The organism is Vibrio sp. 2433-A1, from assembly GCF_056726085.1.
The window spans coordinates 34293-56382 of the sequence record NZ_JBRESC010000006.1 but is presented as its reverse complement, the minus strand read 5'-3'; the positions used below and the strand labels follow the sequence as shown (position 1 = coordinate 56382).

The window sequence follows — 22090 nt, the reverse complement described above, 5'->3', positions numbered from 1 at the left end:
CTTAAACAGCTTTATCGACAATCGCTTGGGCTTGAATTGTCATTGGATGATTGGCATTGTGTGCTTGCATTTCAGCGAGCCATTTTTGTGCTTGAGGCTTATCTTCTGCACGTAAGGCAGCCTGAATAGCGTAGATATACACCCAAGCGATGGCATCGTAATGTTGAGCAGAGAAAGACTCATCCGAAAGAAGATCAAGGAAAATGTCATAACCGCGTTCAAAATGGTTAAACATGTCTGGTAAAGACGTAAAAGTTGCCCCTGCGATTGATTTCGCCAGTAACGATTCAGGTAGCCCCTGACGAATCTGCTGGCTTTCAAGTGGCACCGGTTGGCTATTGAGTAAATCGAGACCCTTACTGATTGTTGCAAGGCCCTGCTCGGTATATTTCATCTTATTCCAAGGCATAAACGCATCACGCCCCATCAGCGTTTGAGTACTACCCAAATACACCAAACTAAGCGGGTCTGCACCGTCACTTTTGATTTGCTGCTCCAATTGCTGATAAACAATTTCAACCTTGTCCTCATCGCCTTCTGCAGCCAGATTGTACTGAGCAATAATGGCTTCTGAAGGGGCGGCAATCGCGTGAGTGACTGTCAGTAAGCCGACTGTAAATAGACTAGCTAATGTATTGGTTTTCATCTGAATCTGTCCTTGTCCGTTTTGATGCTTTAACAATACTGCGGACAAAAACAACACGCTGATGATTGCGATAAACGGGCAATTTAGAGCGTGAATGGAAGAAATATGGAGTGAATGGTGTTAATTGTTTAACTCATCGCCGTGCAGATATGGCAATTCGTCACTATGATCGTTAAAGTAGCCGGTAATTTGCGGTGGCTCCTTGCAGATCAGGAGCAGAAACAAGAGAACATCAAGATGATTAATGACGACCGAATTATTTCGGATTTGGCAGAGCTAGAATCGTTTCTAGTGGCTGTTGAAAGTGGCATGCTGGGTCTAAACAATGCGGCAGGTATCGTATTGGCAACAAGTAATGCCGACGGTCGCCGCTTTGTTGCGGTATTAGACGACAACAACCAACTATTATTAGGCCGTTGGGTAACCGAAGAAGTGTTCCAAACGGGCCAAGACTTAGTGAAAAACGGTCCAAAACGACCACACTAAACACATATGCAAAAAGGAGCTCAAGTGGCTCCTTTTTCATTACGGTCTATGTAACTATGCCTTCATAGAGGTGGTTATTTTTGCACAGGCGTACCTTCAGCATTTGAAACAACAGCATCAATTTGAATCAATGCGCCCGACTGAATCTTTTCAACACCAAACACTGTTCTTGCCGGTAGATTGCCGTTAAAGAACGTCGTGTATACCTCATCAACCATATTCAGATCTGCCATGTCCGTTAGCTGAATATTCACCTTCACCAAATCATCCATTTCATGACCAATGCTTTCAACGATGGACTTAATGTGAGTTAGACATTGCTTCGCCTGCTCGCCAGTATTGCCTTCAACAAGTTGCCCTGTTTGTGCATTTACTGGAAGCTGAGCTGAAATATGGTTGTAGTGAGAGAAAGCAACAGTTTGCGTTGAAAGCGTGCTAGTCGGTGCTGAATCTGTATTGCTCGCGCGAATCACAATCCCGTGTCGATCTTCTACTTCTTGTGGTGGTGTACCATCGCCATGAGAGATCACTGCATCAATTTGAACCAAAGCGTTCATTGGCAAGCCCGCCGCTTGGGTAACTGTACGCGCTGGAACATAAGCTACACTGCGAGCGATAGCCGAATCAGGGAAGAAAGTCATGTACACTTCATTCACTAGCTCGATATCAGCGAGATCACGAACCTGAATGCCCACTTTTACAATGTCATCAAACGGCACATCAATACTTTCTAACACTGTCTTTAGGTTACGTAGACATTGAGCGGTTTGAGCTTTAATTCCACCTTCAACTAAAGCACCTGTACTAGGGTCAATTGGCAGCTGCGCAGATAAGTTGTTGTAGTGCGAGAATGCAACCGAGTGAGTCGATGTAGTACTCTTAGTTACGCTATCGCAGTTTCTTGCCTGTTTAAGCAAAGGACATGGTTCTTGAGGTTGAGTACCTTCTCCATTAGAGATTAAAGCGTCAATCTGGATCAGTGCATCACTGTTTGGCAGTTCAGCCACTGCAGACACTGTTTTAGTTGGGAAGTATTCAGTAAAGAACGTCGCCATCACTTCATTTACGGCTTCTGCATCATCAATGTTCTTGAGGAATACATTAACTTTAACTACATCATCCATCACATGCTCAATGCTCTCTACGATAGATTTGATGTTGTCAAAGCATTGCTTAGCTTGTGCCTTAATGTCCCCTATCACCAACTCACCGCTTGTAGGGTCAATCGGCAGCTGTGCCGAAATGTTGTTGTAGTGTGAGAAAGCAACGCTTTGCGTAGAAAGTGCATTGATTGGCGCTTGGTCTGTATTTCGAGATAGCTTAATGATCTTACCGCTCATGATGATAGGTATCCTTATAATAGATTTGTAGGGTATTTTGATAATTATTATTTAGGGCTTATCTTTCTAAGAGAGCTGATGGTAATTCAAGGCTATTTTCATGAGTGTGATGAAATTCAAAATTCAATTTCACTCGCATCCCTGCACTCCTTGGATAATTAGTCATGGCAAGATTAATTATCCAAAGAAGCTAGGCTAAATCTCACTATATTTCTTTAACAAGCGTATTCATTCTCTAAAAATGAATATATAGCATTTAGAAAACAGCGTTTATTTAGGGTGAAATATTCAAATGTGATGGGGGCTTCACAACATACTGAATAAACTGGCTACTACTAGCCTTAACAAGTGCTTTGATACCCGCTTTTAGTGAATAGATTTGTAGATGAAATATTATAGAAACAAAATAGCCGACTTTGGGTCGGCTATTTAAACAATCTATCTACATTCATTTTAAGAATCTAACAAGCAGTTCAGGGATAACCAAAACATCTCGCTTATTTTGAGAAAAAAAAGAGTCAGCCGAACGTTCTAGAGCTAAGTAAAACAATTTTAGATAGTGACGTTTACTCGTCATCCCCAAGCTCACAACACATGAGCTTCACTTCAAATGCCTGCCGCCATCGAGGTGCAAAGTTCTTCCGGTCATGTAGTGGCTGCCCAATAGAAACTTAACGCCATCAATCACTTCTTCAAAACCCGCCTCTGTGGGAATCAGGGCTTTTTTCAGAGCTTTAGTCTTGTATGCCTCGTCATCATGATCATTAAATTTAAGCAATGCTGGAGAGATAGTATTAACCTTCACCTTGGGAGCCAGCATCGCTGAAAACGAAAGCGTCAAGTTGTTGAGTGCCGCTTTACTTGCAGCGTAAGCTATGTGTTTTTTACTGCCCTTTTCGGCAACGTAATCACTGATGTGTATGATGTCCGAGGTTTTATCGTCAGATGTCAGTTGTTCTTTAAGTATTAGATTGAACAGGTAAGGTACAGTTGCGTGAACCGTCATCATCTGATTCATGATTTGTGGTGCGTTTTCACTAGGGTTGTTCTTGTTCTCCGGTTTCCAGTCGGAAGCATTGTGTATAATGGCTCGAAGTGTCTTATATTCTTGGCCAACGTAATCAAGAAAACCCTCTAGACTGCTCTGTTGATAAAAGTCTACCTGTTGCAAGTCTGCCCCCCTCTCACGGAGCTGTTGTAGTTGAGGGTAGTCGCTGCGGTAGGTGCCAACCACTTTGTATCCGTCCGATAAAAGTCGCTGCGCTAGGGCGAAGCCTAATCGCTTTCCCACACCGGTTATTAAAATCGTTTCACTCATCTTAAAAACTCTGCTCTAGTTTGCGGGTTAGTTTTAAAAATACCACCGAGAGCGGTTGTTGAGGTTTCAGAGTTTGCATCCATGACACCTCTGGATTTAACGCAGTAATGAGTTGCTTTAATTGTCACAGCGACATTTTCGGTTTCGACTAGAGTCTGTATCGCAACTAGGATTTGCTGAGTAAGACGTTCTTGGACTTGGGGACGCTGAGCAAAGAATCGAACAATACGATTTATTTTAGATAGCCCGAGAATTTTGGACTCGGGGATATAAGCCACTTGTGCTAAGCCATCAATGGTAATGAAGTGATGTTCACACGTCGATGTTAAGTCGATGTCCGATACTTTAACCATTTCATCAACCGACATTTTATTATCTATAACACTGATTTTTGGGAAGTTGTTGTAATCAAGCCCCGAAAATATCTCATGAACGTACATCTTTGCTATGCGATGAGGTGTTTCAGCGAGACTGTCATCGGTTAAATCCAGTCCAAGCGTACTGACAACTTCTGTTAACAATCCTTTGATGCGATTGTACTTCTGGTCACTATTCATTTCGCTCGATTTCATCGGGGTTTCAAGCCCTCTTGCGAGCAAGGCTTCTCTTACTTTTTCGGCTTCTGTGGTTAGCATTGACTCGCTCCTTGTGAGTTATTGTCCAGGTCTGCTTCATAGCTCAGGGTGAGCGAGACGGAATCGGCAAAACGCAAAGCATGAGGCTTATCAATTCTCACTTGAGCGTATCTTACCCAAGAGTGATCGATACAAATACCGAGTACGTCGCTGGTTAACTTTTCTAAAAGCAGAAATCGTCCAGATTCGACGTGTTGAATAATTTTTTTGCAGATATTTTTGTAGTTAAGTGCGTTATCCACATCATCAGAAAGACAAAGGTTGTTAGCGGGGTAATGAATTTCCGCATTTATTACGATGTCTTGTTGCTTGGTTTTTTCTTCTTCGTTGAAGCCTATGTAGGTTCTTAGTCTGAGATTTGTAATAGTAATAATGGCATTGTGATTCATAACAATTTCCAATCCTTGAAGGTAAGATAAGTTACGTGCCTGTGAGAAGAAAAGATCAATCAAGCTCCGGCGATTGCGAGGTCGGATGTTCTTTTCAAAGCCACTGCTAGTGCTGAACTTAAGACATTAGTTCGGTTTTCTGACTCGTCTTATCGAAGTTATTCCAGATTTGTTGAAACGAGATATTTAGCGTTGGGTGAAGCTCATGCGCGGCGAGATCGACTAATGGTCGAAGCACAAAGGCGTACTCGGTGATTTCCCCCCGGGGCAGTTCTACTCCATCGATAATGCCTACTTGATTACCATAAAGAAGGATATCGATATCCATGGTGCGTGAGGCATATTCTTTAGCCTTACGTTGGCGATCATTCTCCAATTCGATTTGATGTAGAACCTTGGCCAGTTCGGCGACTGGGAGCTCACATTCAAATCCAACGACTAAGTTTAAGAAGTTGTCTCCTTCGAAACCCACAGGCTCGCAATCGTAGATATTAGAAACTTGCAGAGGTGAAAAGCGATTACTCAATGCTTTGAGAGATTCTGAGATATGATGTTCGCGATTGATGTTACTGCCGATGCTTACATAGACTGTGGCCATATTATTTGCTTCCTTTTTTAGTAGCCTATACGTCCAATTCGTCAAGAAGATCAGTTATATATCCTTTTAATGCTAGGAAGATAAATGAGTCAGCCTGACGGTCTGACTCTTTTGAATGAAGGCCAAATAATATTGTGGGAGAGAGCGGCAAACTCTGGCAGATTACTTGGGCTGATGTCCCGTCTTCTTCGCGAGTTCTTGCATCGCCTCGGCGAACGTTGTTGTTCCGCCTTTCGGTTTAACTTGTACTACTTTATAGCCCATTTTTTCTAGCGTTTGGCGCTCTGCCAACACTTCATTGTCGTCGTGCTGGCTCCCCAGAGCAGGTTGATGAATGTAACACCCCTCTAGTTGACCATCTTCGACCAGTTGGTGATGTTTCAGTGCATTGATATCGAAATTCATACTACGTCTTTTATATATGGAGATTTTCTATGGCAAGTTACATACGCTTTAGCGGCTTAACAACCGTGTCTAAACCTTCAATTTTTAGCGCGAGGCAAAGTTTTAGTAAGTCACCTAGTTCCCCTTCCGGGAAGCCTTTTTTATCAAACCACAGTAAATACTCTTCAGGGAGGTCAATGAGTACTCGTCCTGCGTACTTACCAAAAGGCATCTGCATTCTTGCCAGTTTTATTAGGTTCTCTTTTTCTAGCATGGGTTCACTCTACAATCTTTCTGAGCCATTTAGAATAGCAGCTAATCTTTCACGACAATTATAATTTAAGAAGGCTGGACGCAATGAGCGTATTCTACGATCACTTGATTACCTTCTATATAAGCATTTTGGATTTCACCATCAACCGTCATACGGCTTTGTAGGTAGACGACTTTTGGTGCGCCACTGTTATGGCTTTCTTTTAGAGAAGGAACAACATTATGCGGCTCCAACTGAAGTAAACGACAAAAATTGGTCACAAACTGCATTGTTAGTTCAGCCTCGCCTCTCAAAACTTGAGAAAACGCCAACTGATTCATGCCCAACTTTTTGGCGAATTCCATTTGAGTCAGGCGCATTTTCGACTTTTGCGACATCCAAGTTTGATAGAGAGCCTCTCTATCCTTTTCAGTAAATTCCATGATAGATCCTTGTGTAAATCGATGAGCTGAATTGTCGAGCTTTTAAGGCTCGTCGTTGTCAAATCTGAGTCAGCCAAAGTCAGCAAGCTGTAGATAAGCAATGCACTCAGTTGCAAACAAGGCCAGATTAATAAACACACAAAAGCATTCATCAGAAAAATCACCAATGCAATTAAGCATCGATATTCAATACGTTACACAGGTATTCACTTCCATTTTTGCAAGATAATTTTGCAAAAAAATACAATTTCGAGAATGTCATTCCACATTCGAATTATTCACATCGATTTTATGTAAGCCTTTGACTACATTTCGCCAGCCTATACATCTTGGCACTTTGGGCAAACTATTCGAAAGGATAGGACGCAAAGCTTCCGGTCTGTCGGTACATCTCGTACCTATGATAGCGGGGTTGCCACTTAGTCTCAGACTAGGTGTACAGATATGCCTTAGTGTCATCTTTTTTGTCAGATAACCAATAAAGGACAAATGATGAACAAACTTCCAAACAGATCTCTTATCGCTTTAGCACTATTGAGTGTGAGTGGTGCAAGCTTCGGTCACGGCTACGTTTCAGCTTACGAAAACGGCGTAGCAGAAGGTCGTGTCGCTTTATGTAAGTTCCCAGCCAACGATACCAATGAGAAAAACACCAACTGTGGTGCAATTCAATATGAACCACAAAGTGTCGAAGGCCCAGATGGCTTCCCTGCGGCAGGCCCACGCGATGGTAAAATTGCCAGCGCAGAATCAGCTTTAGCTGCGGCTTTAGATGAGCAAACAGCCGATCGCTGGGTTAAACGCCCTATTCAGTCAGGTAGTCAGTACTTTGAATGGACGTTTACTGCTAACCACGTGACTAAAGACTGGAAATACTACATCACTAAAGCTGACTGGAATCCTAACCAACCACTGGCTCGTGACTCGTTTGACCTAAACCCTTTCTGTACAGTTACCGGCGGTATGGTTCAACCACCAAAGCGAGTTAACCACCTATGTAATGTTCCTGAACGCGAGGGTTACCAAGTTATTCTAGCGGTATGGGATGTGGGTGACACTGCAGCTTCTTTCTACAACGTGATTGATGTGAAATTCGACGGTGATGGCCCTGTGCTGCCAGAGTGGAACCAAGGCGGTCAAATCTACCCTAGCCAAAACCTCAATATTGGTGACACGGTATACACACGTGTCTTCGACCACAATGGTGAGAATGTATCGTACAGCACTGAGCTGATCATCGACTCAGCAGATTTAGGAATCGCTAATAACTGGTCACACGCCCTCGCAGCTAAGATCAATCAAGAGCAAACTATGCTGCAAGCTGGTCAGTTAAACGCTGAAGGTTCGTTTACACCAATCTACGGCACAAACCCAATTTACCTAAAGCAAGGTTCTGGCCTGAAGAGCGTTGAGATTGGCTACAAGATCGACTCAACCGCACCAGAATATGACTTAGAGGTTTACGGCTTAGAGTCTGAATACATCATTGGTGATACCGCGACACAGCTTGATTTAACACTTGAAGCGACGGGTGATATTAAAACTGAAATGACGGTCTACAACCACCACCGCGAGCCGCTTTCTTCGCACTCTGCAGAGCTAAGCGATGGTCAAGTAGAAGCGGCAACCATGACGCTATCTAAGTCAGAGCCAGGCCACCATATGTTGGTTGTCGTAGTTAAAGATGGGCAAGGCAATGTAATTGAGCAAAATACACTCGACTTCCACCTTGTTGAAGAACAAACTCCACCACCATCGGGTGAGCATGATTTTGTCTTCCCTGAAGGTCTAGATACGTACACTGCAGGCACTAAAGTGCTTGCATCAGACGGAGCTATCTACCAGTGTAAAGAGTTCCCTTACTCAGGTTACTGTATTCAGTGGTCTCCGAGTACGACTCAATTTGAGCCAGGGGTTGGCTCTCACTGGACCAACGCTTGGAACAAAGTAAAATAATCCTTGTTTATGAAGCGATATCAGCGGATGCCAATGCATCCGCTGTTTTGTTTTCCTGATTAAAACCAACTCGAAACTAAACGCTTCAACCAGTCTATTAGCTTTTTAAAGATGCCGCCTTCTTCGACATCTTGCTGCGCAACTAAGGTAGCAGTTGTTACTTCGTTACCTTCAACGCTGTAAATCACTTTACCGATCGGGTCACCTTTACGAATCGGCGCTGTCAGTTCGCCCGCAAACTCCACTTCTGCAATCAGCTTATTCGCATCACCTTTAGGAAGAGTGATCAGTACTGTTTCATTCACACCTACTGCAACGTTATCTACTTCACCCATCCACACTCTGGCTTCTGTTAGTGTGTCTGTCGGTTTAGTTGGTGCGACAGTATCAAAGAATCGGAAACCATAGCTTAGCAGCTGCTTACTTTCTGATTCACGACTCTTTGCGCTACTTGAGCCCATTACCACCGAAATCAGTCGCATGCCTCCGCTGGTTGCAGAGGTTGCTAAGCTGTAACCTGCGCCACTGGTGTAGCCGGTTTTCATACCATCTACATTTAAGCTGCGGTCACGCAACAATCCATTACGGTTGTACTGAGTAATACCATTGTAGGTATACGCTGTCTCGCTATATAACGGATAAATATCAGGTAAATCTCGAATAATCGCCTGACTTAACAGGGCGATATCATGTGGTGTTGAATACAAGCCATCACTGTCTAAGCCGTGCGGGTTCGTATAAGAGGTGTTCACAAGCCCTAGTTTTTGCGACCAGCTATTCATCAAACTAACGAAAGCATCTTCACTGCCTGCGACATGCTCAGCAATCGCGACACTGGCATCATTACCTGATTGCACAATCAAACCACGATAAAGATCCATCAGTTGAACATCCGTGCCCACTTCAATAAACATTTTTGAAGAGTCAGGGAAGTTTTTCGCCCACGCATTACGGCTAATACGAACTTGATCATCGAGGGCAATGTTGCCTCTGTTTACCTCTTGCCCTGCAACATAAGCGGTCATCAATTTGGTTAAGCTAGCAGGATTAAGCTTTTTATCTGAATTCTTTTGTACCAGTACTTCGCCAGTATGGTAATCCATCAAAATATACCCTTTCGCCCCCAGCGCAGGTGGATCAGGAATAATCGTTGGCGCTGCAATCGCACCAAAAGAGAGAGAAATTGTCGAAAGAAGCGCTGTTGCTGTTAGAAAACGCGTAGTCATGATATGCGACGTCTCACTGTGAGTAGTTATAGTCCACTTCAGTATAAACAAGACGGCGTGAGTTTCAGCGGCTCTGAAACCAATCGTTACCATTCCATAAGAATTATCGACATTCTTATGCTCAGATCCCAAATTCAGGCACAAAAAAACCAGCGAATTAACCGCTGGTTTTCATAAATTTACTATCGTTACGCTGCTTTAAGAAGCGCATCTTTCTTTGCCATCAGTTTTTCTCGGTAAGCAAACCATACGTAAGTTGCCACAATTGAGAAGAACAAGTAAGAGAGTGAAAATATAAATGGAGAGCTGATTAAATCTTGTGACAATCCCCATGTTACACCAGCAACGGTCACCGCGATTTTAGCGAAGAAACCGCACAGCAGTAAAACCAGTGCCAATTGCGGGAAACGAGTGCTTCTGAAAGCTAACCAGTAACAACTACCGACTGCAAGAGTCGAAATATACAGCCCAAGCAAGAATGAATGAAGGTGATCAGCTGATGCAACACCTGCGGAAATCGACACCATAAAAATTAGAAATAGCTTCATACAACGCCTCGTACTTCAAAGTAAGGAAAAGCTTCCTTTCATTTTTGCAAACTCATTTTGCACTTATTTTCTCCTTTTTGGTGCCAATTACAAGTGTTAATTTGGTCTAATTATTAACCAAAATATCCCCGCAACTTAAATGTAAATATATCGTTAAGAACTTAATTTGTTTAACATCTTTCCATCAGGGGTTTACAACAAAAACACCAATATTCACGGCTTCTTCCGTTACAATTAGGTAACAATAGTTACATCTGAAAATAAGTTTAAATTTGTGATAATTGTCGCCTAATGTGTGCAGTTTTATATGTTCTGTCGCCCCGCAAATAGAGTTTCCATAACTGCGATGACAAGTAAAAATTACATCAATCAATTAGTGTGAGCTCTACCACTATTCACCCTATTATTGCTCGAATCACACCCTGCGGTTTGATACCTTTGCGCCACAATTTTTTACGTACTACATACCATGCCTTCAGAGTACCGAATTCGTAAGATCGTTGAGATTGGCGACACCCTACACCGATGTGGCTGTGCACCTTACAAGCTTGAAAAATATACGCAATTTTATGCTCGAAAGCATGGTGTTGATCTGATGATTCAGGCAACACCAACTACCGTCAATTATCAATTTCCTGACGATAACAACGCCGTTGTGATGAAGCGCCATCAGCCAGCGTCGATTAATCTCAGTCTGCTGGCCAATACTATTATTCGCATCAACCAACCCAGCTCTGAGCCAGTGCCTGAGCCAGCTGGTTACCCAAAGTGGGTCATCGCGCTTGCGAACATGGGCATCCCCCCGGCTTATCTCATGCTGGTTGGCTCAACCATGGATGCGATCTTCATATCGATATTCCTTGGCTTTATCGTGTGGTGTACGCAGCAAGTATGCCGCGCTCGTCGCTCTATCGCCGCTGAGTTCATCGCAGCTCTACTCACAGGTATTCTGGTTGCTTTCTTCGCTAGCACCAGCGCCGAGATCCCTGTCTGGGCATTGTGTATTGCCGCCATTGTTTTGTTTGTGCCAGGGCTGTCTATAGCCAACTCATTGGAGTGTTTAGCTTTTAATGATCTGGTTTCAGGTACCAGCTTGCTTGGGCAAAGTGCCTTATCACTGATTAAGCTATTTGTCGGGATCGTGATGGGTTTAAATATCGGTGAGTCGATATGGGGGCAAGCAGAACCGTTCAGTTACACCAACGAAGTACCTATTTGGCTGCATATCTCTGGACTATTTTTGATCTCGATTTCATTGGGGATTATCTTCAATGCTAGACCGAAAGATATACTACTGGGTCTACCCGTTGCGATTCTGGGTATGTGGGGACCTTTCTATTTAGGATTTGAAAGTGGTTGGGTTGTCGGCACTTGGGTAACCACTGTGCTTATCACTCTGTATGGTACGTGGGTCGCGAAGAAGATGGATCTAACCGGTTCTATCTATATTGTTCAGGGAATCATTATTCTGGTACCTGGGAGTCGCGTGCTCGTCAGTGCGAGCCAATCGGTATTCGAGCAATCGATTCTTCCTATCCCGAGTATTGGCCTCTCTGCCCTCTTTATGTTTTCGGCCATCGTTGCAGGACAAATTACCGCGTACTCTATTTATTCGCCGAAGATCGAACGCTAGTTAAGGACCCGATAATGAAAGAGCCCTATTCAAACATCGCTATTTAAGCGGCTTTTGAATAGGGCTCTTTGCCTCTATGTTTTAGGTTGCGTTGATAGCTTCCTTTGCCTTTTTTCGATTTCTCTACTCTTACCTTAAACAGCTTACTTGTTACTACCGCTTTGAGCGCGTTATCGTTTATTTGACCTCGACCAAATTCGGTTTGGGTCACCGGTTTATCGTCACTGAACTCAGCAGGACGTTTCTTCTTTGCCATATGGCCTCCATTGTCTATTTGATGCCAGTTTCATCTTTCATACGCTTTAACGTTTCCCTTAAATCGTCTTATCACAAACCAGCTTGGCAAATGTTACACTACTTATAGATAAATCATCAAAATTTTCGAAACTATACCTAGCGCAAATTTCTAATGAAAACCCATGATTCAAGGGCCAAAAGCCCCCTATTGTTATTGACTTAGTTGCACGTGTCTTTAGACTAATCGTCAGCTTGAAAACGGTACTTGTTTACTTTCGCCGTTCCGTTAGATGTATTGATGTCTGTCGTAACGTCGTGCGCAATAGCAATCTCCTTTTCCACGCTATCGATGCCGTATGGCTTTTACATGATCTATCAAGGATATACACTATGTCTAACACTGTAACTGGTACAGTAAAATGGTTTAACGAAACTAAAGGTTTCGGCTTCATTCAACAAGAAAACGGCCCAGACGTTTTTGCTCACTTCTCTGCTATCACTGGTGACGGTTTCCGTACTCTAGTTGAAGGTCAAAAAGTTGAGTTCGTTGTAACTACTGGCCAAAAAGGCCCTCAAGCTGAGAACATCAAAGTACTTTAATTTTTAAGTACTAAAGTTTTACAATAGCCAGCATTACGCTGGCTATTTTTTTATATATAAGAAGTTTTATGGCTCTCAAACCTACAATTTATAAGTTCCGTATTTCGCTTTCTGATACCAATCGCGACCTGTACGACTCTACCCAACTGACTGTTGCACAACACCCGTCTGAGTCAGTTCCTCGTATGATGGCTCGTGTTTTAGCTTTCTGCGTTAAATGGCAACCAGAGTTGGCGTTGACGAAAGGACTATCCACCACTGAAGAGCCTGATCTATGGGTAAAATCTTTGGATGACCAGATTCAACTTTGGGTTGATATTGGCGAACCGTCACTGGACCGTATTAAGAAAGCGTCTCGCCTCGCTCCAAATGTTGATGTGTTCTCTTTCAACAGCAAATCAGACGTTTGGTGGCAACAGATCAAAAACAAGGTTCACCAATACAAAGCCAATATCTACCGCTTTGATCCAGAAAGCATTGAAGCCTTCTCTGAAACTGTAGAGCGCAGTATGGATCTGTCAGTGATGATTACTGGCGAGAGTCTGTTTGTCGACTCTGATAAAGGTTCATTCGAAATCACCTTAGAGCAGTTACAAGCCAATGACTGAGCTAGAACAGCAACTGAGCGAGATTCAAACTGACGCTATTACAGTTGTAGAATCAGATCGAAAGTCGTTCGAGATGTTTATTGCAAAGCATAACGCTCTCTTTAAGCGCGCTTGTGGCAGAAAACCAGATATCGATCCTATTCAGCATCTTTTAGGTGTTCTTACCAAAGCTCATATTGAAGAAGCAAGTCACATCGAGTCTCAAGCTGAATCAGCAGCAGCGATGCGTAAGGTCTTGGATGAGAACCTTGGTAATGAGCATGCACAAAAGTTTGAAGAACTTGGTAGTCGTCAATTCGCTTTGGTTACCCATTTGTGGCTCTACTGCCAAGGCTATTTAAGAATGGACTTTAGCCTCGCCAATGACCATGCTTTCAATTCTGCCACGCTACTTTCAGCGACGACATTCGCATCAACGCAAGAGCTGCGTACCCAGTTCTTAGAAAGCTTTTATCTGGGCAGCGAACGGTCACCTCTTGCAACTAAAAAGCCGTCTAAGCTTATGCTGTGGCTCAAGTCGTTATTTAGCTAGTTCTATAACAGCGCACTAAAAAGGCCCTTCACAAAGGGCCTTTTTCGGTTAATTACAAGTAAGCATGAGGCCCAAACACCTCATAATGAATACGATCGCGCTCAACACCCACGCTTTCTAACTGCTTCACTGCTGCTTCCATAAAACCAACTGGACCACATAGGTAAAAGTCACCATTAGCAATTGGTAGTTCTTTCGCCACTAAAGTCACATCTAATTGGCCTGAGAAATCTGCCGTGCTTTCCGTTAGGTACCAAGTAAACGTTGGCCAGTTGTGATCTAGGGCAAGGTCAGACACCTCTTGTTTGAAGGTGTGCTGCGCAGCATTGTTACAAGCGTAAAGCACTGTGACGTCTTTTTTGCCTTGAGCTGCAAAGGTCTGCATCATTGATTGCATCGGAGTTGCACCAACACCTGCAGAGATCAATACCACTGGCTGACTTTTTTCTTGATAGAAGAAATCACCTGCAGGTGGATATAGGCTTACCGTGTCACCTTCATGAACGTCATCGTGCAGGTGGTTTGAAACCAACCCTTTATATTCACCAATTTCGCGTTTTACTGAGATTCGGTAATCGACCCCGTTTGATTTTTGCGATAGCGAGTACTGGCGGATCTCGTTGTTCTCACCCGCTGATGGTTTTAACTCAATGCCGATGTATTGACCCGGTTGGTAATCTAATACCGCTTGGCCATCTTCAGGAGTCAATACAAAGCTAGTCACAAATTCAGATTCCGCCTTCTTGCTAGAAACGACAAATGAGCGCGTATTTGCCCAACCACCTACGGCTTGTCTGCGCTGCAGGTAAAGTTCACCTTCACGGTCAATAAAGATCTGCGCCAAGAATAGATACGCCGCGGTCCATGCTTCTTCAACTTCTTGAGTAAATGCGTCGCTTGCGAGTTCACGTAGTGTCTCAATCAAGTGATGTCCGACGATTTGGTAATGCTCCGCTTGAATATTAAAGCTAGTGTGTTTTTGGGCAATTCGCTCTACTGCAGAGGTCAGCGCCGCTAAGTTTTCAATGTTTTTCGCATACGCAGCAATCGCTTCAAACAGCGCAACACCTTGGCGGCCTGTTTTTTGATGCGTCATATTAAAGATGTCTTTAAGCTCAGGGTTATGAGAGAACATTCTTTGGTAGAAATGTTGAGTTAATGCCGGCCCTGCAGATTCTAATAGTGGAATGGTACTTTTAACGACTTCAATATGTTGGTTGTTAAGCATTGAGACTTTCTCCTCATTAATTTTTTATTTGTGCACTTCTACTTTTGCACGAACGATGCCAACTTGAATATCCTTGTAAAACACTGGTTTTTCGTCACGTTCCAGTCAATTAAATGTCATTTCGACACATAAGCACCAAGTCATATTGACCTATAAGGTTTGAAATATCTCTCAAACTGTGTTTAATTCTAAATCAACGTTTAATAGCTCTAGTACACCATCATAAGTCATGCAAGATATCTCTATTTCTACGCTAATCGATATGACCATTGGTCTCGCCCGCGGTGACAACGATCAAGATCGATTCAACAGCTTACTCGACGCGATTCGCAAAGCTATTCAGTGCGACAGCGTGGCATTACTCTCATTGCAAGGTGACACGCTCGTCCCGCTTGCTCTTCAAGGCTTAACTAGAGACACCCTCGGTCGCCGTTTTAAAATCGCAGAGCATCCTCGCTTCGCGAAAATTTGCGAGTCCAAGAGTGCAGTCCGGTTCGATGCTGATTCTGACTTACCCGACCCATTCGACAACCTACTGCTCGATTACGAAGGTGACTTACCGATGCACTCATGCATGGGGCTACCTCTGTTTTACGCTGACAAGCTGCTCGGTGTACTAACTCTCGATAGCTTAACCCCTGGTGTATTTGAGCAAATTCCAACCCGCAGTCTTGAAGCACTTTCTGCAATTGCTGCTTCAACACTGAAAGTCGCTCTTGCGGTAAGCCAACTTGAACAACAAGCTAAGCAAATCCAGCAAAAATTTGAAGAGCTCAACGAAGAAGCGTGGGATAGAGACGGCAGTGAGATCATTGGTGACAGCCACTCAATGCAAGCGCTGAAAGCGGATATCGAAGTGGTTGCCCCTTCTAATTTCAATATCCTTATCCACGGCGAAACAGGTGTGGGTAAAGAGCTGGTTGCGCGCAGTCTGCATCATTTATCTCCACGCAAAAAACAGCCTCTGGTTTACGTTAACTGCGCAGCAATACCTGAAAATCTAGTCGAGAGTGAGTTATTTGGCCATGTGAAAGGGGCCTTTACTGGTGCGGACAAATCTCGCTTAGGTAAATTCGCCCTTGCGGATGGTGGTACCCTGTTCTTAGATGAAATCGGTGAACTTCCACTAACAGCGCAAAGTAAGATTCTCCGCGCGCTTCAAAACAATGAAATCCAGCCTGTGGGTCAAGATAAGGTGCAAACCATTGATGTTCGAGTACTGGCAGCAACCAACCGAGATCTGAAAGAAGAAGTGTCAGAAGGCCGATTTCGTTCAGACTTATATCACCGCTTGAGTGTCTACCCAATCACCGTCCCTGCTCTGCGTGAGCGAAATGGAGACATTGTGCTACTTGCGGGTTACTTCCTAGAACAAGCAAGAAGAAAGCTTGGCATCGTGCAAATCAAGCTGGGCAAGGAAGCGCGTATTGAGTTAGCCCGCTACAACTGGCCGGGCAACGTACGCGAGCTCGAGCACGTCATTAATCGCGCAGCATTAAAAGCCAGAGCGAGAGGACGAGGCGGCAAACTGATCACCATCTCGGTCGAAGATATTGGTGAACTAGACTCGATGCCAGATATGCCCATCCCTAGCGAAGGCTTAGCAACTCATTCTTTAGCAGAAATAAACCCATCGTTAGGCTTAAGAGAGTCAACTGAAGAGTATCAACGCCAAATGATCATCACGGCATTAAACAATGCACAATTTAATTGGGCGCAAGCGGCTCGCCAATTAAAGACTGATCGCGCGAACTTGACTCGACTAGCGAAACGATTAGGTATTGAAGTAAGCAAGAAGCATCAAATAAAGCTTAGCTAAGTTTAAGATTGGTCACATCTCAGTTACAATGCGTAACGTAAATGTCACCTTAAAATATAATAATAGGATTGTTATGAAGTTTATCCGCTGGTTCTTAGGGCGCGTAATTCTACTGCTCAACTTTGTCTTTTCACCAAAAGGCGTAAAACGCTCTGCAGAAGATCAACAAGCTGTTGATTCAAAAGCACAATCTCTGGCGTTATACCAGTTTGAAGCATGCCCTTTCTGCGTTAAGGTTCGTCGTGCGATGAAGCGCCAATCAGTCAAGTTTGACTTACGCGATGCAAAAAATGATCATGCCCACCGCTCAGAACTTGAAGCTGGCGGTGGAAAAGTGAAAGTGCCTTGCTTAAGAATCGAAAAAGACGGCGACGTTCAATGGATGTATGAATCTTCAGATATCGTTGCTTACTTGGAGAAAGAGTTCGCATAATTAAAGGAATGTCTATGTCACATGTGCCACTCAACATCCCTCAAATCAAAGCCATCGTTTTTGATCTTGATAATACCCTAGTGAGCTCAGATATGGACTTTCAATGGTTAAGAGAGCAGCTTGGTTGTCCAAGTAATCAAGATCTGCTCTCTTTTATCGACCAAATTGACTGTCAGAAAACTCAAGCCAATGCGCATTCATTGGTTCTTCAACACGAACTTGAAGATGCCGAGAAATCCAGCCCAATGCCGGGTTGTGAGTCCCTTCTCAACTTCATCAGCAGCAACAATCTTCTGACTGCCGTTATTACCAGAAACTGCTCTGAAGCGGCTAACACTAAGCTCTCTCACAACAAAATAGCCATTCCTAACGTTATTACGCGTGAGCACTTCCCACCTAAGCCAGCTCCCGACTCGTTACTCTTCTTAGCCAATGAATGGCAGCTCGAGTCGAATGAGATCCTTTATGTTGGGGATTACCTATATGATCTGCAAGCGGCGTTCAATGCAGCAATGCCTTCGTGCCTCGTTACGCATGGAAAACACACGCCATTCACCGCTCATGCCTCACTCATCGTTGAACATCTAAATGACTTAGAAGCCACCATTTCCAAGCATTACTGATTCTATGAAATACACTAGTTCTCTTTGATGAATAGCTCGACGTTGTGTAAAAAAAGCTTGATACCGCCAACACTTATCAACCAGCGAGACAAGATATGTCAAACAATAAAGTCCTCGTATTATACGCTCACCCTTCTCCTGGGCGTTCTGAAGTCAATCAGCATCTTTTCAATACGGCCAAAAAGGTTGAAGGCGTTACGGTTGTAGACCTTTATTATGAATACCCAACCTATCAAATTAATATCGACAAAGAACAGCAGCGCTTGTTAGAGCACGATGTGATCATCTTTCAATTTCCACTCTACTGGTATTCAACGCCTGCGATTTTAAAAGAGTGGCAAGATTTAGTACTCGAATACGGATTTGCTTACGGAAATGACGGTACCTCATTGCATGGCAAAAAATTCTTATGCTCGCTGTCAGCCGGTGGCAAAGCTGAGGCTTACCAAACCGATGGCTACAACCACTACACCATTCGCGAATTACTTCACCCGCTTGAGCAGATGGCAAGCCTTACAGGTATGAAGTATCTCGCGCCATTTGCGCTGTTTGGTGCACGCACCGCGCAGGCCGATGGACGTGTCGAAACACATGTCGACAATTGGACACGACTACTAAAAGCACTTGTCAATGACCAAGTCGATTATGAGCAAGCCAATAAGGTAGAGAAACTCAATCACTACGTCGACACATTAGCGAAAAAAGAGGCGCAGCTATGACCGGTTACTTCCTACAAGCATTCATTTACTTAGCGGCGGCAGTCATTGCTGTTCCTATCGCTAAGCGCTTGGGGCTCGGCTCTGTATTAGGCTATCTGATCGCTGGCGTCGTGATCGGCCCTATCATAGGTCTCGTCGGCGAAGAGACCAACACCATCCAACACTTTGCTGAATTTGGTGTGGTTATGATGCTGTTCTTAGTGGGCTTAGAGCTTGAGCCGAAGATGTTATGGTCGATGCGTAATCGCTTAATTGGTTTAGGCGGACTTCAGGTTGGTGGCACTGCCGCCATTGTCATGGCTATCGCCCTCTACTTCCAACAACCTTGGACTATTGCTCTGGCTATAGGTCTGATCTTCGCCCTTTCGTCGACCGCTATCGTACTGCAAACATTCAACGAAAAAGGCCTCAACAAAACCGACGGCGGCCAAAATGCCTTCTCAGTACTGTTGTTCCAAGATATTGCTGTGATCCCAATGTTGGCGTTTATTCCGCTCTTGGCACTTCCAGAGTTGGTAGAGCAAGCGCAATCTGCAGTTACCACCGCGTCCGATCACCACGAAGAGCTTAGCCTTGTGGCAGGCTTACCCGGTTGGGCTTACGGCTTAGTTATCATTGCTTCAATCATCGGCTTAGTCGTCGGTGGTCATTACTTAAGTCGGCCTCTGTTCAGGTTTGTTGCCAGCTCTGGGCTACGTGAGATCTTCACCGCAACGGCGCTAATGTTGGTCGTCGGTATCGCTGCTTTGATGAGCTTAGTTGGCTTATCTCCTGCACTGGGGACCTTTCTTGCGGGCGTTGTACTGGCTAACAGTGAATTCCGACACGAACTCGAATCCAATATTGATCCTTTCAAAGGTCTGCTACTCGGTCTGTTTTTCATCACCGTAGGGGCTGGGATTAACTTTGGCATTCTGTTTGATGACTTTGCATTGATCATCGGTCTCACTCTAGGCGTTATGTTGCTTAAAGCCGTTGTCCTTTACGCCCTTGCGTTTATTTTTCGGATTAAAGGCAGTAACCGTTGGCTATTTACTCTCAGCCTTGCTCAAGCCGGTGAATTTGGTTTCGTTCTACTGAGTTTTACCATGCAAAATCATGTTATTCCTCAAGAGATTGCGCAGACTTTGTCACTGGTGGTTGCATTGTCGATGTTCCTTACTCCAGGGCTATTCATTCTATTTGATAAAGTCATTTTGCCGAGATTTGAGCAGCAATCCAACGAGCGAGAAGCGGATACCATCGAAGAAAAAGGCACCGTTATCATTGCTGGCATTGGTCGATTTGGCCAAATTGTAAACCGCTTACTCGTGTCGAATGGTGTTCATACCGTGGTCCTTGACCAACAAGCCGCGCAGGTGGATGTTGTTCGCCAAATCGATACCAAGGCCTACTTTGGTGATGCAAGTCGTCCAGATTTGTTGCATACCGCAGGGATTGAAGAGGCGTCGATGCTGGTGATTGCCATTGATAACAGAGAGACTTGCGTGGAACTTACTAAGTACGTAAAACACAGTTATCCTCATGTTAAGGTTCTGGCTCGTGCATTCGACCGAGGTCATGGTTATCTACTTCGCCAAGCGGGCGCCGATATTATTGAGCTTGAAACTTACCACTCTGCTCTTGAGCTGGGTGCACACGCAATGCGCGAATTGAACTTCCATCCATTCCACGTCGAACAACAAAAATCCGCCTATAAACGTGTTGAGGACAAAAAGTCCGATATGCTTTATCACGCGTGGGAAGACGATTCGGAAAACGAACGCTTCGACAATAACTACCGAAAACTCTTTATGCATATGGAAGAGCATATCAAGTTAGCGATGCAAACCGATCGTTCAGACCGTCATGAAAGTGGTGAACGAGGATGGACACCGCCTCCAAGAGGCTATGCAGACGACTTTAAGCAAGAGTAGCGCTTGCGCATGATTATTTAGCCCCCCCCCTTGAAATCGGGCGTAATGGCTACGATGTATGTGAAACAATAGTAAACCGAGGCACCATTGCCTCGGTTTAACTTTAAGTTCAGTCGAAAGACCTTAATTCAAAAAGTGGCTATGACTTCAACAACACAAGACCCAACGCATTCTTTAGGGAAGCAACTATTCAAAATGACTTGGCCAATGCTGTTTGGTGTACTCTCATTGATGAGTTTCCAACTGGTAGACAGTGCCTTTATCGGACAACTCGGCGTTTTGCCTCTCGCCGCTCAGGGCTTTACCTTGCCGATTCAAATGATCATTATCGGAATTCAGGTTGGTCTAGGCATCGCGACCACTTCTGTGATTGCTAAAGCGATTGGTGCTAAGCAAGAGCGCTATGCCAAACAGCTTGGTGGCCTTGTCATTACAATGGGTAGCGTCGGGGTCGCGCTGTTTTCGGTGATTATCTATGTGGTCCGAGAACCGATTCTAGGGCTGCTTAGCGCGCCAGAATCCATACTCCCGATCATTGATAGTTACTGGATCTACTGGCTCGCCAGTTCATGGACTGGTGCTGTGCTCTATTTCTTATATAGTGTCTGTCGGGCCAACGGTAATACCATGCTGCCAGGAACCATGATGATGGTGACCAGCGCGCTCAACTTAGTGCTCGACCCTATTTTTATTTTCACTTTAGATATGGGCATCAACGGAGCGGCTATAGCAACCATTATCGCATTCGGCTTGGGTATTCTTTTTGTCGCTCCTAAGGTGACAAGCAAGCATTGGATGAGCTTCGATTGGAGTGATTTAAACGTCGTAAAAAGCCTTCGCTCGATTGGTAACATTATGGGGCCAGCGATGATCAGCCAATTGCTGCCACCGCTTTCATCGATGCTCGCAACAAAACTGCTAGCAAGCTATGGCACGGCGGCGGTTGCTGCGTGGGCTCTGGGTTCAAGGTACGAGTTTTTCGCAATTGTTTCCGTACTCGCACTGACGATGTCAATGCCACCAATGGTCGGAAAGCTGATCGGCGCTAACAACCTTACAGACATCCGTAAACTGGTCAGCATCGCGGTCAAATTTGTACTGGGTTTCCAATTGCTCATCGCCGCCGCCACTTGGCTTGGCTCTCACGGCTTAGCGACTCTCATGACTAGTGAAGGAGGAGTTGAATCGATTCTTAACTATCATCTGATGGTTGTGCCGTTTAGTTTAGGTCCCCTTGGCATCTGTATGTTGATGGTTTCAATCAACAATGCACTTGGAAAATCGTATACCGCACTGACCATTTCAGCGCTACGCCTGTTTGCCTTCTTCTTACCTTGTTTATGGCTAGGCTCACACTTGTATGGCATTCAAGGTCTGTTCTGGGGCGCGTTTATCGGCAATATTTTAGCGGGTGTCTGCGCTTGGTCTATGTACCAAAATGTGCTGAAGCAAGTCGAATTAAAGTTGCAACAAAACTAACAACAGGCGGTTGCATTTTACGTGCGACGAAGATAGTCTAA

At 44.4% G+C, this 22090-nt stretch carries 25 protein-coding genes and 1 riboswitch; of the genes, 12 read left to right on the top strand and 13 right to left on the bottom strand.

Features of this window, described 5'->3' with window-relative positions; genetic code table 11:
* Position 1 precedes the first annotated feature (1 nt).
* Positions 2-646: a hypothetical protein gene (locus tag ACU01J_RS07950; RefSeq protein WP_481085196.1), complete on the bottom strand. Its 645-nt coding sequence runs from the start codon at positions 644-646 to the stop codon at positions 2-4.
* A 237-nt stretch (positions 647-883) separates the two neighbouring features.
* On the opposite strand from ACU01J_RS07950, the gene ACU01J_RS07945 reads away from it, so the two are divergent.
* The gene (locus ACU01J_RS07945) at positions 884-1132 is read left to right on the top strand and encodes a hypothetical protein (RefSeq protein WP_481085349.1); all 249 of its coding nucleotides are present in this window, start codon (positions 884-886) and stop codon (positions 1130-1132) included.
* Between the two features lie 74 nt (positions 1133-1206).
* On the opposite strand, the gene ACU01J_RS07940 is transcribed toward ACU01J_RS07945, so the two are convergent.
* The 8 genes from ACU01J_RS07940 to ACU01J_RS07905 form a co-directional block, all read right to left on the bottom strand.
* Positions 1207-2472 carry a RidA family protein gene (locus ACU01J_RS07940; protein WP_481085195.1) on the bottom strand — a complete coding sequence of 422 codons (1266 nt, stop codon included), beginning with the start codon at positions 2470-2472 and terminating at the stop codon, positions 1207-1209.
* Positions 2473-3073: 601 nt separating this feature from the next.
* Positions 3074-3790, bottom strand: coding sequence for a dihydromonapterin reductase (gene folM, locus ACU01J_RS07935; protein WP_481085194.1), 717 nt, complete (start codon positions 3788-3790; stop codon positions 3074-3076).
* On the bottom strand, positions 3787-4425 hold the full coding sequence (folE, locus tag ACU01J_RS07930) for a GTP cyclohydrolase I FolE (RefSeq protein ID WP_481085193.1): 639 nt from the start codon (positions 4423-4425) through the stop codon (positions 3787-3789). The genes folM and folE overlap by 4 nt, the downstream gene beginning before the upstream one ends.
* Entirely contained in the window at positions 4419-4814 is a 396-nt protein-coding gene (gene folX / locus ACU01J_RS07925) for a dihydroneopterin triphosphate 2'-epimerase (RefSeq protein ID WP_481085192.1), read from the bottom strand. Before folX ends, folE begins: the two co-directional genes overlap by 7 nt.
* Before the next feature lie 118 nt (positions 4815-4932).
* Complete coding sequence (folK, locus tag ACU01J_RS07920; RefSeq protein ID WP_481085191.1) at positions 4933-5412, bottom strand: 2-amino-4-hydroxy-6-hydroxymethyldihydropteridine diphosphokinase; 480 nt, start codon at positions 5410-5412, stop codon at positions 4933-4935.
* Positions 5413-5574: 162 nt separating this feature from the next.
* A complete protein-coding gene (locus ACU01J_RS07915) occupies positions 5575-5817 on the bottom strand; it encodes a hypothetical protein (protein ID WP_481085190.1) in 243 nt (80 codons plus the stop codon).
* A gap of 37 nt (positions 5818-5854) precedes the next feature.
* Entirely contained in the window at positions 5855-6070 is a 216-nt protein-coding gene (locus ACU01J_RS07910) for a DUF3820 family protein (RefSeq protein WP_004412148.1), read from the bottom strand.
* Between the two features lie 65 nt (positions 6071-6135).
* Entirely contained in the window at positions 6136-6492 is a 357-nt protein-coding gene (locus tag ACU01J_RS07905; protein ID WP_481085189.1) for a helix-turn-helix domain-containing protein, read from the bottom strand.
* A gap of 330 nt (positions 6493-6822) precedes the next feature.
* A riboswitch (cyclic di-GMP riboswitch) is annotated at positions 6823-6912 on the top strand.
* A gap of 72 nt (positions 6913-6984) precedes the next feature.
* On the opposite strand from ACU01J_RS07905, the gene gbpA reads away from it, so the two are divergent.
* Complete coding sequence (gene gbpA, locus ACU01J_RS07900; RefSeq protein WP_481085188.1) at positions 6985-8448, top strand: N-acetylglucosamine-binding protein GbpA; 1464 nt, start codon at positions 6985-6987, stop codon at positions 8446-8448.
* A 59-nt stretch (positions 8449-8507) separates the two neighbouring features.
* Here the strand turns inward: gbpA and ACU01J_RS07895 are convergent, their stop codons facing one another.
* Together ACU01J_RS07895 and ACU01J_RS07890 are read right to left on the bottom strand one after the other, a co-directional pair.
* A complete protein-coding gene (locus ACU01J_RS07895; RefSeq protein WP_481085187.1) occupies positions 8508-9674 on the bottom strand; it encodes a serine hydrolase in 1167 nt (388 codons plus the stop codon).
* Positions 9675-9862: 188 nt separating this feature from the next.
* A complete protein-coding gene (locus ACU01J_RS07890) occupies positions 9863-10222 on the bottom strand; it encodes an NADH:ubiquinone oxidoreductase (protein WP_481085186.1) in 360 nt (119 codons plus the stop codon).
* Positions 10223-10691: 469 nt separating this feature from the next.
* On the opposite strand from ACU01J_RS07890, the gene ACU01J_RS07885 reads away from it, so the two are divergent.
* Entirely contained in the window at positions 10692-11855 is a 1164-nt protein-coding gene (locus ACU01J_RS07885; protein WP_481085185.1) for a threonine/serine exporter family protein, read from the top strand.
* 43 nt (positions 11856-11898) lie between these two features.
* On the opposite strand, the gene ACU01J_RS07880 is transcribed toward ACU01J_RS07885, so the two are convergent.
* Entirely contained in the window at positions 11899-12111 is a 213-nt protein-coding gene (locus ACU01J_RS07880) for an alternative ribosome-rescue factor A (RefSeq protein WP_481085184.1), read from the bottom strand.
* Between the two features lie 371 nt (positions 12112-12482).
* On the opposite strand from ACU01J_RS07880, the gene ACU01J_RS07875 reads away from it, so the two are divergent.
* The 3 genes from ACU01J_RS07875 (at position 12483) to ACU01J_RS07865 (ending at position 13832) form a co-directional block, all read left to right on the top strand.
* Positions 12483-12692 (top strand): cold-shock protein, encoded by a 210-nt coding sequence (locus ACU01J_RS07875; protein ID WP_004412161.1) that lies wholly within the window; start codon positions 12483-12485, stop codon positions 12690-12692.
* A gap of 68 nt (positions 12693-12760) precedes the next feature.
* On the top strand, positions 12761-13300 hold the full coding sequence (locus ACU01J_RS07870; protein WP_481085183.1) for a YaeQ family protein: 540 nt from the start codon (positions 12761-12763) through the stop codon (positions 13298-13300).
* A complete protein-coding gene (locus tag ACU01J_RS07865; protein WP_481085182.1) occupies positions 13293-13832 on the top strand; it encodes a hypothetical protein in 540 nt (179 codons plus the stop codon). The genes ACU01J_RS07870 and ACU01J_RS07865 overlap by 8 nt, the downstream gene beginning before the upstream one ends.
* 52 nt (positions 13833-13884) lie before the next feature.
* On the opposite strand, the gene hmpA is transcribed toward ACU01J_RS07865, so the two are convergent.
* Positions 13885-15060, bottom strand: coding sequence for an NO-inducible flavohemoprotein (hmpA, locus tag ACU01J_RS07860; protein WP_481085181.1), 1176 nt, complete (start codon positions 15058-15060; stop codon positions 13885-13887).
* A 229-nt stretch (positions 15061-15289) separates the two neighbouring features.
* On the opposite strand from hmpA, the gene norR reads away from it, so the two are divergent.
* The 6 genes from norR (at position 15290) to ACU01J_RS07830 (ending at position 22049) form a co-directional block, all read left to right on the top strand.
* Entirely contained in the window at positions 15290-16879 is a 1590-nt protein-coding gene (gene norR, locus ACU01J_RS07855; RefSeq protein ID WP_481085180.1) for a nitric oxide reductase transcriptional regulator NorR, read from the top strand.
* Positions 16880-16952: 73 nt separating this feature from the next.
* On the top strand, positions 16953-17312 hold the full coding sequence (locus tag ACU01J_RS07850; protein WP_481085179.1) for a glutaredoxin family protein: 360 nt from the start codon (positions 16953-16955) through the stop codon (positions 17310-17312).
* 14 nt (positions 17313-17326) lie between these two features.
* Positions 17327-17935, top strand: a complete 609-nt coding sequence (locus ACU01J_RS07845; protein ID WP_481085178.1) for an HAD family hydrolase — start codon at positions 17327-17329, stop codon at positions 17933-17935.
* 95 nt (positions 17936-18030) lie between these two features.
* On the top strand, positions 18031-18654 hold the full coding sequence (locus ACU01J_RS07840; RefSeq protein ID WP_481085177.1) for an NAD(P)H-dependent oxidoreductase: 624 nt from the start codon (positions 18031-18033) through the stop codon (positions 18652-18654).
* Positions 18651-20570 (top strand): monovalent cation:proton antiporter-2 (CPA2) family protein, encoded by a 1920-nt coding sequence (locus ACU01J_RS07835; protein WP_481085176.1) that lies wholly within the window; start codon positions 18651-18653, stop codon positions 20568-20570. The genes ACU01J_RS07840 and ACU01J_RS07835 overlap by 4 nt, the downstream gene beginning before the upstream one ends.
* Positions 20571-20711: 141 nt before the next feature.
* Positions 20712-22049, top strand: a complete 1338-nt coding sequence (locus ACU01J_RS07830; RefSeq protein ID WP_481085175.1) for an MATE family efflux transporter — start codon at positions 20712-20714, stop codon at positions 22047-22049.
* Positions 22050-22090 lie beyond the last annotated feature (41 nt).